The following is an 11,384-nucleotide window of genomic DNA, read 5'->3' on the forward strand; positions in this document are numbered from 1 at the left end:
GCCCGCCGGTGCGCGGGCCGGGGGTTGCCGCCCGGACGGGCGAAGGCGCGGTCGTCGCCGCGCACCCGGTCCACTCCCCCGGCGAAGCCCCGCTGGAAGACCGGGTCGTAGCGCGGATCGACCTGCTCGCGGGTCGGCGCTCCCGTCGTGCTCGTGTCCGGGTCGTGCCCGTCCCTGTCAGTCATCGTCGACCTCCGGCTCCGCGGTGAGGAGTCCGCGCAGCCAGTCCCGCGCCTCGATGAACACCTCGTCGTCGTAGCGTCGCACGTACGAGACCGGACGGCGATCCGCTCGGGGGTAGGAACCCAGGAAGATCACACCCGGGCTGAAGCGGCGCAGCCCCAGCAGGGCGTCGGCGACGCGCTCGTCGGCGACGTGCCCGTCGAGGTCCAGCACGAACCGGTAGCGGCCGAGGGCGTCCCCGATCGGCCGCGACTGGATCATGCTCAGGTTCACTCCGCGGGTCGCGAACTGCTCGAGCATCTCGAGCAGCGCGCCCGGCTCGTCGCCGGGGAGCTCCGCGATCAGGCTCGTCTTGTCGGCGCCCGTCGGCGCCGGCAGCCGCGTCGTCCGCGAGACGTGCACGAAGCGGGTGACCGCGTTCGGGTTGTCGCCGATGCGCTCGGCCAGCACGTCGACCGCGTGGTGCGCGACGATGCCCGGAGGAGCGATGGCGGCGTCCGCGGGAGAGCCGGCGAGCAGATCGACCGTCGCCTGCACGTTGCTGCTCGCGGGGAGGTACTCGTGGCTCGGCAGCTCGGAGTCGAGCCACTGCCGGCACTGGCCGTAGGCGACCGGATGCGCGGCCACGGTGCGCACGTCCTCCAGTCGCGTGCCCGGACGCGCCACAAGGATGAAGGAGACGGGGACGAGGTACTCGCCGACGATGCGCAGCCCCGGGATCCGGGCGAGTGCGTCCTGCGTGGCCGTCACTCCGCCCTCGACCGAGTTCTCGATCGCGATCACCGCGCCGTGGCTGCGGCCCGAGACCAGATCGCCCAGCGCCTCGCCGACGTTGGCGACGCTGCGCCACTGCTGACCCCGCGCCTCGGGGACCTGCGCGAGCGCCGCCTCGGTGAACGTGCCGGAGGGCCCGAGATAGCTGTAGACACGGGACTCGGAGGCGCTGTCGGGCATGGCGGACAGCCTAGCCACCGGCTGTCCAGCCGGTATCGCGGGCCGGAGCGGGCTGCCACTATGGACCCCATGACCGATCGCGCAGGGAAGCCGGCACAGGCCTCCGATCTCATCGACGTCGAAGCCCTCGTGAGGGCCTACTACGACAACAAGCCGGACGTCTCCGATCCGCTCCAGAGGGTCGTCTTCGGCACCTCCGGGCACCGCGGATCCTCGTTCGACACCGCCTTCAACGAGGACCACATCGCCGCGGTGACGCAGGCGATCGTGGAGTACCGCACCGAGCAGGGCATCACCGGCCCGCTCTTCATCGGCGCCGACACGCACGGCCTCTCCCGGCCCGCGCTGACCACCGCCCTCGAGGTGCTCGTCGCGAACGAGGTGCGCGTGCTCGTCGACGAGTACGACGACTTCGTCCCGACGCCGGCGCTCAGCCACGCGATCCTCCGCTGGAACAACGACCCGGCCCACACCGACGAGGCCGACGGCATCGTCGTCACCCCGTCGCACAACCCGCCCCGCGACGGCGGCTTCAAGTACAACCCGCCGCACGGCGGGCCGGCCGACTCCGACGCGACCACCTGGATCGCGAACCGCGCCAACGAGCTCATCGCCGACGGCAACCGCGACGTGAAGTCCGCCGAGCCCTCGGCCGTCGAGACGTACGACTTCCGCACCCACTACGTGGCGGACCTGAAGAACATCATCGACATCGACGCGATCAGGAAGGCGGGCGTGCGCATCGGCGCCGATCCGCTGGGCGGCGCCTCCGTGCACTACTGGCAGCTGATCGCCGAGATGTACGAGCTCGACCTCACGGTCGTCAACGGCGAGGTCGACCCGGCCTGGGGCTTCATGACCCTCGACTGGGACGGCAAGATCCGGATGGACCCGTCGTCCCCGAGCGCGATGGCCTCCGTCGTCGCCCGCTCCGGCGACTACGACGTGCTCACGGGCAACGACGCCGACGCCGACCGCCACGGCATCGTCACCCCCGACGGCGGGCTGATGAACCCCAACCACTACCTCGCCGTCGCGATCCAGTACCTCTACACGCACCGCTCCGGCTGGCGCGAGGACGCGGCGATCGGCAAGACGCTGGTCTCCTCCTCGATCATCGACCGCGTCGCGGAGTCCCTCGGCCGCCGCCTGTGGGAGGTCCCGGTCGGCTTCAAGTGGTTCGTCCCCGGCCTCGTCGACGGCTCGGTCGGCTTCGGCGGCGAGGAGTCGGCGGGCGCGTCGTTCCTCCGCTTCGACGGCACCGTGTGGACCACCGACAAGGACGGCATCCTGCTGGCCCTGCTCGCGTCCGAGATCATCGCCGTGACGGGCAAGAGCCCCTCGGCGCTCTACCGCGAGCTGACCGAGCGCTTCGGCGACCCGGTCTACGAGCGCGTCGACGCCGTCGCCACCAAGGCGCAGAAGGCGGCGCTCGGAAAGCTCGACGGAGACGCCATCTCGGCGACGACGCTCGCCGGCGAGGAGATCGTCGCGAAGCTCTCGAAGGCCCCGGGCAACGGCGCGGGCGTCGGCGGCGTGAAGGTCGTCACCGAGAACGCGTGGTTCGCGGCGCGCCCCTCCGGCACCGAGGACGTCTACAAGATCTACGCCGAGTCCTTCCGCGGCCTCGACCACCTGCACGAGGTCCAGGCCGAGGCCCGCACGATCGTGGACGCCGCCCTCGGCTCGTAGCCCTCCCCTTCGTGAACGGCCCGGAAGGGCTCGTTCTCCGTCGCGAGAACGAGCCCTTCCGGGCAAGTCAGCGTCGGATCGCGGCTCGGACCTGCTCGACGACGGACGCGAGGTCGGAGAGATCGTCGCCGGTCAATTCGATGACCGGATAGCCGGCGGCGCGGAGGCGGCCGATGCGCGCGCGGTCCCGCCGCCAGCGGTCGCGCTCGACCCGGTGGTAGTCGCCGTGGTACTCGACGATCACCCGTGCGGAGGCGATGCAGAGATCCACTCGCCCCAGGAACGCACCGGCGTGGTGGATCTCGACGTTGGCCTCGATCCCGGAGATGCCTGCGAGGACGAGCGCGACACGCACGAGGGGCTCCGGTCTCGACTCGGCCCTCGCGTCGAGAAGACCGAGCGCCACCCGCAGTCTGCGGAGGCCTCTTCTGGACCGGTACCGCGCGACCGCTGCTTCGAGCGAGCCCTGCGTGCACAGTCCCCCGCGCAGAAAGAAATCGCCGACCGCGACGAGATCGCCCAGCTCGAGGACGGCACCGAGATCGCACCAGGTGCGGGCCGCCGTCGTCAACCGTCCGAGCGGGTACGTCAAGACTTCCACGGAAGGGTCGATCGCGAGGGACCGACCGGAGATGCCGTCTGCATGCGGCGCGCGCCGAGGGGCGGCGACGGCGATGTCGAGTTCCGTCCGGCGTTCCCAGGGCAGATCCAGCGGAGCGCCCCAGAGGAGCGCAGCCGTCGGCCCGCACGCGAACGCCTCCCTCCCGAGCCGGTACAAGAGGGCTGAGCACCGGTCGCCGAGAGTCGTCACAGGCCGCACCGATCGGACGCCGCGCACCGGCGCACCCATACCGCGCAGCGCTGCCCTCGTCGCACCCGCTGCGTACCCCTCTGACACGCGGAACACACCCTCGGGAAGCTCTCCATGCACGCGCCCATGCTGACGACTTCCGTGCCACCGCGCGCGCGACTCTCCACAGCCCCTGCTCAGTCGCCCGGAAGGGCTCGTTCTCGCGGTGGAGAACGAGCCCTTCCGGGCGACTCGAGGGCCGGGTCGCTACCAGCGGGGGTGGACGGCGGGGCGGAAGTGGGTGTCGTAGAGGGCGTTGACGGCCTCCATGAACGCCGGGCCCAGGGGGGCGGCGTCGGCGGCCGTCGCGTTGGCGCGGGCCTGCTCGGGCGAGCGGGCGCCGGGGATGACCGACGTCACGCCCTCCTGTTGGATGATCCAGGCGAGCGCGGCGGCCGCGGGGGCGAGGCCGTGGTCGGCGGCGAGGCGCGAGAACTCCTGCGCGGCCTCGACACCGGTCGCGAAGTCGACGCCCGAGAACGTCTCTCCGACGTCGAAGGCCTTGCCCTCGCGGTTGTAGTTGCGGTGGTCGTCGGCCGCGAACGTGGTCTCGGTCGTGTAGCGGCCGCTGAGGAGGCCGGAGGCGAGCGGCACGCGGGCGAGGATGCCGACCCCGGCCTCGCGGGCGGCGGGCAGCACCGCGTCGAGCGGCTTCAGTCGGAACGCGTTCAGGATGATCTGCACGCTCGCGACGTTCGGCCGCGCGATCGCGGTGAGCGCCTCCTCCGTGCGCTCGACCGAGACGCCGTAGTGGGCGATGGCGCCCTCGGAGACGAGGGTGTCGAGCGCGTCGAAGACGGCGTCGTCGGAGTAGACGGAGGTGGGCGGGCAGTGCAGCTGCACGAGGTCGAGGGTGTCGACGCCCAGGTTCTTCCGCGAGCGGTCGGTCCAGGCGCGGAAGTTCTCGAGCACGTAGTTCTCGGGGACCTGGTCGACGCGGCGGCCCATCTTGGTCGCGACGAACACGCCCGAGTCGGGGTGCGCGGCGAGGTAGGAGCCGATCGTGCGCTCGCTGCGGCCGTCGCCGTACACGTCGGCGGTGTCGAAGAGGGTGACCCCCGACTCCACGGCGGCGTCGAGGATCGCGAGGGCGTCGTTCTCGGCGACGTCACCCCAGTCGGCACCGAGCTGCCAGGTTCCGAGGCCGACGACGGAGACGGGCGCACCGGTGCGTCCGAAGATTCGAGTGTCCATGCCTCCACCGTAGGCGCGGGCCGGATCCAGCGGAGCCCCTTGCGCGTGCCCTAACGTCGAGGGCATGCCCCTCGTCGTCCTCGGAAGCGCCAACCTCGACCACGTCTACCGCGTCGCCCGCATCCCGGCGCCCGGCGAGACGGTGCTCGCCTCCGACTACCGCACCTTCCCGGGCGGCAAGGGCCTGAACCAGGCGGTCGCCGCGGCCCGCACCGCCCGGGGCACCGCCTTCGTCACGAGCCTGGGCCGCGACTCGGCGGGCGACGAGCTCGCGACCGTGCTCGCCGCAGAGCCGCTCGTCGTGCACGCGCGGCGCCTGGACACCCGCACCGGCACCGCGCAGATCACGGTCGACGACTCGGGAGAGAACGCGATCGTCGTCGACTCCGGAGCGAACGCCGCCTTCGCCGGGCTCACGGCCGCCGAGGAGCGGGTCGTCTCCGCCGCCTCCGCGCTGCTGCTGCAGCTGGAGGTGCCGCAGGAGACGGTGCTCGCGGCCGCCCGCTCCGCCCGCGCCGCGGGGGTCGTCACGATCCTGAACGCCGCCCCCGTCCGGCCGCTGCCGGCCGAGCTGCTCGACGAGCTCGACGTGCTGATCGTCAACGAGCACGAGGCGCGCGAGCTGGGCCGCGAGCGCGGGATCGACGCGGCCGACGACTCCGCCCTCGCCGTCGCGCTCACCGCGCTCGTGCCGCTCGTGCTCGTCACCCTCGGCTCGGACGGGGTGATCGTCGCCGTCCGCGACCGCGAGCCCGCCTCCGCCCCGGCCTTCCGCGTCCGCGCCGTCGACACGACCGGCGCCGGCGACACCTTCTGCGGCGCCTTCGCCGCCCGCCTCGCCGCCGACGGGGTCGACCGCTCCGATCCGGAGGCGCTGCTCCCCCTCGTGCGCTGGGCGAGCGCCGCCGCGGCCGTGTCGGTCACCCGCCAGGGTGCAGCGGTCTCGGCTCCGACGACCGTCGAGACCGAGGCGTTCCTGGCGCGGCACAACGCCTAGGCCGGAGCCGCTGGTCCGCCGACGCGGCGCCGGGCCGGCGCGCCCGCTCGACGAGAGCGCCTAGTCGACCGCCGCGATCCGCACCGCGACGCGCGCGCGCCGCTCCGGATGCTCCTGCTGGCACCACTCGCGCACGGCGGCGCCGACCGCACGGGCCACGCCGGGGGCCGAGGCCTCGGACGAGACCACGAGATCGATCGAGACGACGACGTGCTCCGGAGCGATCCGCACCAGCACGGGCTCGGCGGAGGTGCCGCCCGAGGCCGTGCCGAGGGACGCGGGCAGGAGCGGGATCGGCGAGGGCGCGAGCGCCGTCGCGGCGTGCGCGAGGACGTCGCGGGCCTCCGGTCGCGCCGGCACCAGCATCGACACGCCGGGCACCGCACGGGCGAGAGCGGTCAGCTCGGACGACGCGCTCGGCTGCTGCGGCACGACGACCCCGCCCGCCGCGCTCACGACTGCTCCGTTCCGGGGTGGTAGACGTCCTCGACGCGGACGTCGATCGTCGTGACCCGCAGCTCGGTCTGCGTGAGGAGGCGGGTGTGGATGCGCTCGCGCACCTGCTGGGCGGCGTCCGCGATCGGCACTCCCCAGAACACCGAGATCGTGACCTCGATCACGACCTCCGCCCCGGGAGTGCCGATGTCGCCGACCAGCCGGCAGCGGCCGACGAGCACTCCGGGGACGCTGTCGCCCGCCTCGCGGACGAGCCCGCGGACCGCGCCCTCGGTGATCGTCAGCTCGACGTCCGGCTCGGGGCTGGCGAGCGGGATGTCGCGACCGGCCCGCGCCTCCCGGCGCACCTGCGCGAGGATCGAGCCGAACCAGCCCTCCTCGGGCGCCGGCAGCCGCTCGGCGTCGTCGTCGATCAGAGCGCCCGAGAGGGCGCGCACCCGCTCGAGGGCCTGCAGCGTGCGGCGGTGCTCCGGAGACTCCTCGATGGCCGCGTCGTACGGCAGCCGGCCACGGTCGAGGTAGTCGCTGAGGTCGTCGAGGGTGAGCTCGTCGCCGTCGACCGGAGCCCCCTCGACGGGCGCGGCCTCGAGCGCGTCGCCGCGCTCCGGGCCCGCCGGAGTGTCGTCCGCGTTCATCGCGCCTGCTCCTTCATCGGGGACGTCCTTCATCGCCAGTCCTCCATCGCCACGACCAGCGATTCGCGGGCTCGCGCCAGCTTGCCGCGGACAGCCGTCACGGTCAGCCCCAGGTGCTCGGCGATCTCGCCGTAGGACTCGCCGCCGACCTCGCGGAGCAGCCAGCACTGACGCTGGGAGTCGGGCAGCTGCGCGAGAGCCTGGGCGAGGGCCTTCATCGCGTCGGAGCGCTCGGCGGCCTCGAACGGGCCGGGCCCCGTCGCGGCGGGGTGCTCCACGGCGTCGACGTCGTCGGCGGGACGGCGCTGGCGCAGCAGGTCGACGCTCGCGCGGCTCACGATCCGCATCATCCAGCTGCGCACGCTCGCCGGCTCCTTGAGCTGCGGGAGCTGGGCCCAGACCGTGATGAGCGCATTCTGCACGGCGTCGGAGGCGTCGGCCTGCGAGCCGGTCAGCCGCCAGGCGTACGCCCGGAGGATCGACTGGTGCCGCTTGACCAGGACCTCGAAGGCTCGGACGTCGCCCTCGGCCGAGCGCTCGGCGAGGAGCGCATCGCTCGCCGACTCCAGACCAGGCATGACGCCCTCTCTCCTCGGACCGTCGGGCACCGTGCCGGACGCCTATCAGGCAATGGTCAGGAAATTTCCCGATCCGGACCGTGACAATCACCCTCCGGGCTCCGTCCCACTCATGTAAGCACAGCCCGGGACGACGAAGACTGCGAAGTCGATCCGACCGGGCCCAGGACCCCCGACCGCTGAACCGCGGCCGACGAGACGTACAGGAGACACCATGAGCGACACCACCCGCACCCCCTCCACCCCCCGCGTCGACAAGTCCGTCGACACCGTGACCAGCCTCGGCGGCGCGGTCTCCGGCACCGCGCAGGGCCGCACCGTCATCGACGACGCCGTGATCGCGAAGGTGGCCGGCATCGCGGCCCGCGAGGTCCCCGGCGTCTTCGCCCTCGGCAACAACGCCGCCCGCGCCTTCGGCGCCATCCGCTCCGCCGTCGGCGGCAACGACCTGGCCCAGGGCGTCCGCGTCGAGGTCGGCGAGACGCAGGTCGCGGTCGACGTGACCCTCGTCGTCGAGTACCCCGTGCCGATGCAGACCGTGGCCGACCGGGTCCGCGACGCCGTGGGCGAGGCGATCACCGGCCTCGTCGGCATGGCCGTCGCCGAGATCAACGTCGCGATCGTCGACGTGCACATCCCCGGTGACGACGACTCCGCCGAGACCGAGAGCCGCGTCCGATGAGCACCCCCACCCCCTCCGCCCCCGCGAGCCGGGGCACCGTCCTCGGCGTCGTCGTCGGTGCGATCCTCGCCTTCGCCGCCCTGCTCTTCGGCTTCTGGGGCTTCGTCCTCACCGCCGTGTTCATGGCGCTCGGCGTCCTGATCACGCGGATGCTCGACGGCTCGCTCGACGTGCGCGGACTCGTGGACGTGTTCCGCGGGCGCACCACCTCCCGCTAGGAGTCGTCATGACCACCGCCCTGCAGTCGCGTCCCGCCGCCGGCACCCCCGCGCCGGTGGCGGGCACCGTCACCGTCAGTGTCCGCTCGATCGAGCGCACCGCGCTCGCCGTCGTGCACGAGGAGCTCGGCGTGGAGGTGTCCGCGATCCGCGTCCGCCTGTCGGACGACCGCGGGGGCCTCGCGCTCTCCGTCACGGCTCCCGTCGTCGTGGGCTCGGACCCCGCCGCCGCCCCGGGAGCCGGCGAGGGGAATCTGCTCGATCGCCTCCACCGCGATCGGAGCCGCATCGCCGCCCGGATGCAGGCCCTGACCGGCCGCACCGTCACCCGGGTCGACATCCGGGTGAACGGCACCCGCACCCGACAGACGAGGAGAGTCGCATGAGCACGGCAGCATCCCCCCGCGACGCCGCTCCCGACGCGCGCTACCGCCGCTTCCTGCGGCGCGAGACCCACCGCTCGCGCTCGGCCGCGCAGATCGTCGTCCTCGTGGCGATCGCCCTGGTCGCCGCGTACGTCGGGACCGAGGCGGTGCTCGCCGTCCTCGGCGCGGCCCCGCTGCTGATCGCGCCCTCCGCTCTGCTGGGAGCCCTGGTCGGAGCGGGCGGGCTCGCCTCCTCCGCTCTGATCGGCATCGCGGTCCTCACCGGGCTGCTCGCGCTGGTGCTGCTCGTGCTGGCGCTCGCCCCGGGGGCGCGCGCCCGGCACACCATCGCCGACGAACGCCTCGCCGTCGTGGTCGACGACGGAGTGATCGCCTCGGCGCTCGCGCGCTCGGCCCGCACCGTGGCCCGCTCGCGGCGCGAGGACACCAGCGCCTCGATCGGACGCCGCACGGCGGTCGTCTCGATCACGCCCGCCTCCGGCATCGGCGTCGACCGCGACTCGGTCCAGAGCGCCCTCGACGCCGAGCTGGAGCGGATCTCCGCGCAGCCGGTCACCCGCGCCACCGTCCGCATCGCCGAATCCGGGAGGATCTGATGACCACGAGCAACCGCTTCGTCAACCGCCTGATCCTTCTCCTCGTCGGTCTCGTACTGGCCGCCGTCACCGCCGGGCTCGTCCTGGTCGCGGTCTCGCAGCCCGTGCGGGACGCGGTCTCGTCCTTCGGCTCCGATCAGGGGGCGGCCCTCGTCTCCCGGATCTCCCCCGAGGACGGCACGCCGTGGAGCGACACCGCCGTGCTCTGGCCCCTCTACGCGATCGTCGGCGTGTGCCTCCTCGGCATCGTCATCGCCCTGGTGCTCGCCTTCGCGCACGGCCGCGGCCGCACCGGCACCGTGCTGCGCGACGACGCCACCGCCGAGGGCGGCCCGGCCGGCTCGGTCGAGTTCGCCACCGGATTCGCCGAGGACGTCCTCGAGAACGCCCTCGCCGGCCGCGGCGACCTGCTCGACGTGACGGTCTCGGCCTACGCGCACGGGTCCACCACCGCACTCAAGGTCCGGGTCCTCCCCCGCTCCGGAGTCTCGCCGCGCACGGTGGTCGACTCGGTGCGCACGGAGGTCGAGAGCCTCGACCGCCTGCTCGGAGTCCGCCTCCCGGTCGTGCTGGAGGTCGCCTCGAGCGCCCGCGCGGGCTTCTCCAAGGAGGACCGCGTCGCCTGACCCCTGCGCGCAGCGCGCGCAGGCACCACTCCTCCCGCGGCCGTCGCGGGAGGATCACCGAATCGAACGAAGGGGGCCCTGATGGGTGCCGACGACAAGATCCGCAACGCTGCTGAGAACCTGCTCGGGAAGGCGAAGGAGGCGGCCGGCAAGCTGACCGACAACGAGCGCCTCGAGGCCGAGGGGCAGGCCGACCAGACCAAGGCGCAGACCAAGAAGGTCGGCGAGGACGTCAAGGACGTCTTCAAGAACTGACTTCCCCGCTCCTGACGAGGAGGCCGTCACCGCTCAGGCGGGGGCGGCCTCTTCCGCGTTCCGGCGTCAGACGCTCCAGAACATGATGCGACCGGCCGAGGCGGAGTCGATGTCCTGGTCGAAGTTGTCGACGGTGTGCGACGCGTAGAGGATCGTGTCCCCGTCGACGCTCGTGACGATGCCGGTGTGGTCCCAGTCGCCGGAGCCGTCCCAGTCGAACTGCACGACGTCGCCGACCTCGACCTGGTCGCGCTGGTCGTTCGTGAGGGGCGTCGCCCGCTCCGGGTGGGAGGCGAGGTACGAGTTGAAGGCGGTCGACGACGCCCAGGCCGAGCTGTACCCGCCGCCCGACGAGAAGCTCCACTCGGAGTCCATGGCCCAGCCGCGGGCGATCAGGGACTGCGAGGTGAAGTTCACGCAGTCGTTGCCCGCGATCACGCCGTACTGCGCCGAGTTGTACTCGTTCCAGTACGTCTGGACGTAGTCCAGCTGCGAGGCGAGGCGGCTCGCGTCGAGTGCCGCGGCGGCCTTCGCGGCCTCGATCGCGGGGTCGGGCGTGTACGCGAACGTGATGGCCGAGGCCACGACCTTGGTGGTGGCCAGCACGCCCGTCGCGGTCGGCAGCGCCTCGGCGGCCGGAGTCGAGGAGGGGGTCGGCGCGGCGAGGTCCGCCGCCGGGTCCGCGACGGGCGCGGGGGCGGTCGTGGCCAGCGCGGTCTGCGCCTGATCGACGGGCGTCCCGCCGGCGGTGACCGCTGCGGCGGCCTCGGTCACCGCGTCGAAGGTGATGGGAGCGCCGCTGGCGTCGAAGAAGGCGACCGGCACGACTCCTTCGACCTCGCCCGACGCGGGAGGCGCCACGACCGTGATCTGGTCGGGGTTCTCGACGGCGACGCTGCCCTCGAGATCGCCGAAGCGCACCGAGGCGACCGAGTCGAGGTTCGAGCCCTGGAGCGTGACGCTCGTGCCGCCGGCGACCGTGCCGCTGGTGGTCGAGACCCCGCTCAGGACGACGCGCGCGGAGGCGGTGGTCGCGGGGAGCACGGCGACCGTGGTCGGAGCCGCGGTCGCCGTGCTCCCCG

General features: G+C 73.0%; 16 protein-coding genes. 8 read left to right on the top strand and 8 right to left on the bottom strand.

Going from position 1 to position 11,384, the window contains the following annotated elements; translation table 11 throughout:
* Both NB037_RS16540 and pheA read right to left on the bottom strand, forming a co-directional pair.
* Nucleotides 1-185, bottom strand: a 185-nt coding sequence (locus NB037_RS16540; protein ID WP_251947709.1) for a hypothetical protein, incomplete at its 3' end; no start/stop codon positions are given.
* A complete protein-coding gene (gene pheA / locus NB037_RS16545; RefSeq protein ID WP_251947714.1) occupies nt 178-1,137 on the bottom strand; it encodes a prephenate dehydratase in 960 nt (319 codons plus the stop codon). The genes pheA and NB037_RS16540, both read right to left, overlap by 8 nt.
* A 69-nt stretch (nt 1,138-1,206) precedes the next feature.
* Here pheA and pgm point away from each other — a divergent pair, with 69 nt between their 5' ends.
* Complete coding sequence (pgm, locus tag NB037_RS16550; RefSeq protein WP_251947717.1) at nt 1,207-2,829, top strand: phosphoglucomutase (alpha-D-glucose-1,6-bisphosphate-dependent); 1,623 nt, start codon at nt 1,207-1,209, stop codon at nt 2,827-2,829.
* A 67-nt stretch (nt 2,830-2,896) separates the two neighbouring features.
* Here pgm and NB037_RS16555 read toward each other — a convergent pair whose 3' ends face one another.
* Nucleotides 2,897-3,640, bottom strand: a complete 744-nt coding sequence (locus NB037_RS16555; RefSeq protein WP_251947720.1) for a DUF559 domain-containing protein — start codon at nt 3,638-3,640, stop codon at nt 2,897-2,899.
* A gap of 246 nt (nt 3,641-3,886) precedes the next feature.
* Nucleotides 3,887-4,873 carry an aldo/keto reductase gene (locus NB037_RS16560; protein ID WP_251947723.1) on the bottom strand — a complete coding sequence of 329 codons (987 nt, stop codon included), beginning with the start codon at nt 4,871-4,873 and terminating at the stop codon, nt 3,887-3,889.
* A gap of 64 nt (nt 4,874-4,937) precedes the next feature.
* Between NB037_RS16560 and NB037_RS16565 the strand changes: the two genes are divergently transcribed.
* Complete coding sequence (locus NB037_RS16565) at nt 4,938-5,870, top strand: ribokinase (RefSeq protein ID WP_251947726.1); 933 nt, start codon at nt 4,938-4,940, stop codon at nt 5,868-5,870.
* 60 nt (nt 5,871-5,930) lie between these two features.
* Here NB037_RS16565 and NB037_RS16570 read toward each other — a convergent pair whose 3' ends face one another.
* The 3 genes from NB037_RS16570 to NB037_RS16580 are packed head-to-tail and all read right to left on the bottom strand — an operon-like array spanning nt 5,931 to nt 7,539.
* Nucleotides 5,931-6,326 (bottom strand): hypothetical protein, encoded by a 396-nt coding sequence (locus tag NB037_RS16570; protein ID WP_251947729.1) that lies wholly within the window; start codon nt 6,324-6,326, stop codon nt 5,931-5,933.
* Nucleotides 6,323-6,961: an Asp23/Gls24 family envelope stress response protein gene (locus NB037_RS16575; RefSeq protein WP_251947731.1), complete on the bottom strand. Its 639-nt coding sequence runs from the start codon at nt 6,959-6,961 to the stop codon at nt 6,323-6,325. Before NB037_RS16575 ends, NB037_RS16570 begins: the two co-directional genes overlap by 4 nt.
* Before the next feature lie 29 nt (nt 6,962-6,990).
* A complete protein-coding gene (locus tag NB037_RS16580) occupies nt 6,991-7,539 on the bottom strand; it encodes an RNA polymerase sigma factor (protein WP_251947733.1) in 549 nt (182 codons plus the stop codon).
* Nucleotides 7,540-7,753: 214 nt separating this feature from the next.
* Here NB037_RS16580 and NB037_RS16585 point away from each other — a divergent pair, with 214 nt between their 5' ends.
* The 6 genes from NB037_RS16585 to NB037_RS16610 all read left to right on the top strand — a co-directional run bounded on the left by NB037_RS16585 (nt 7,754) and on the right by NB037_RS16610 (nt 10,302).
* Complete coding sequence (locus tag NB037_RS16585; RefSeq protein ID WP_207403237.1) at nt 7,754-8,221, top strand: Asp23/Gls24 family envelope stress response protein; 468 nt, start codon at nt 7,754-7,756, stop codon at nt 8,219-8,221.
* Nucleotides 8,218-8,439, top strand: a complete 222-nt coding sequence (locus NB037_RS16590) for a DUF2273 domain-containing protein (RefSeq protein ID WP_207403238.1) — start codon at nt 8,218-8,220, stop codon at nt 8,437-8,439. Before NB037_RS16585 ends, NB037_RS16590 begins: the two co-directional genes overlap by 4 nt.
* Nucleotides 8,440-8,447: 8 nt before the next feature.
* On the top strand, nt 8,448-8,825 hold the full coding sequence (locus NB037_RS16595; protein ID WP_251947736.1) for a hypothetical protein: 378 nt from the start codon (nt 8,448-8,450) through the stop codon (nt 8,823-8,825).
* A complete protein-coding gene (locus tag NB037_RS16600) occupies nt 8,822-9,421 on the top strand; it encodes a hypothetical protein (protein ID WP_251947737.1) in 600 nt (199 codons plus the stop codon). The genes NB037_RS16595 and NB037_RS16600 overlap by 4 nt, the downstream gene beginning before the upstream one ends.
* A complete protein-coding gene (locus tag NB037_RS16605; protein WP_251947740.1) occupies nt 9,421-10,047 on the top strand; it encodes a hypothetical protein in 627 nt (208 codons plus the stop codon). The genes NB037_RS16600 and NB037_RS16605 overlap by 1 nt, the downstream gene beginning before the upstream one ends.
* A gap of 81 nt (nt 10,048-10,128) precedes the next feature.
* A complete protein-coding gene (locus NB037_RS16610) occupies nt 10,129-10,302 on the top strand; it encodes a CsbD family protein (protein ID WP_207403242.1) in 174 nt (57 codons plus the stop codon).
* Nucleotides 10,303-10,368: 66 nt separating this feature from the next.
* Here NB037_RS16610 and NB037_RS16615 read toward each other — a convergent pair.
* Nucleotides 10,369-11,384: amidase domain-containing protein (locus tag NB037_RS16615; RefSeq protein ID WP_251947742.1), on the bottom strand; the 1,016-nt coding region annotated here is incomplete at its 5' end.

The organism is Rathayibacter rubneri, from assembly GCF_023743255.1.
Taxonomy (GTDB): domain Bacteria; phylum Actinomycetota; class Actinomycetes; order Actinomycetales; family Microbacteriaceae; genus Rathayibacter; species Rathayibacter rubneri.

Excerpts from the sequence above, each read along its gene's own strand:
- NB037_RS16585 (WP_207403237.1), top strand. The coding sequence starts at position 7,754 with ATGAGCGACACCACCCGCACCCCCTCCACCCCCCGCGTCGACAAGTCC.
- NB037_RS16590 (WP_207403238.1), top strand. The coding sequence starts at position 8,218 with ATGAGCACCCCCACCCCCTCCGCCCCCGCGAGCCGGGGCACCGTCCTC.
- NB037_RS16575 (WP_251947731.1), bottom strand. The coding sequence starts at position 6,961 with ATGAACGCGGACGACACTCCGGCGGGCCCGGAGCGCGGCGACGCGCTC.
- pheA (WP_251947714.1), bottom strand. The coding sequence starts at position 1,137 with ATGCCCGACAGCGCCTCCGAGTCCCGTGTCTACAGCTATCTCGGGCCC.
- NB037_RS16565 (WP_251947726.1), top strand. The coding sequence starts at position 4,938 with ATGCCCCTCGTCGTCCTCGGAAGCGCCAACCTCGACCACGTCTACCGC.
- NB037_RS16600 (WP_251947737.1), top strand. The coding sequence starts at position 8,822 with ATGAGCACGGCAGCATCCCCCCGCGACGCCGCTCCCGACGCGCGCTAC.
- NB037_RS16610 (WP_207403242.1), top strand. The coding sequence starts at position 10,129 with ATGGGTGCCGACGACAAGATCCGCAACGCTGCTGAGAACCTGCTCGGG.
- NB037_RS16580 (WP_251947733.1), bottom strand. The coding sequence starts at position 7,539 with ATGCCTGGTCTGGAGTCGGCGAGCGATGCGCTCCTCGCCGAGCGCTCG.
- NB037_RS16605 (WP_251947740.1), top strand. The coding sequence starts at position 9,421 with ATGACCACGAGCAACCGCTTCGTCAACCGCCTGATCCTTCTCCTCGTC.
- NB037_RS16560 (WP_251947723.1), bottom strand. The coding sequence starts at position 4,873 with ATGGACACTCGAATCTTCGGACGCACCGGTGCGCCCGTCTCCGTCGTC.
- NB037_RS16595 (WP_251947736.1), top strand. The coding sequence starts at position 8,448 with ATGACCACCGCCCTGCAGTCGCGTCCCGCCGCCGGCACCCCCGCGCCG.
- pgm (WP_251947717.1), top strand. The coding sequence starts at position 1,207 with ATGACCGATCGCGCAGGGAAGCCGGCACAGGCCTCCGATCTCATCGAC.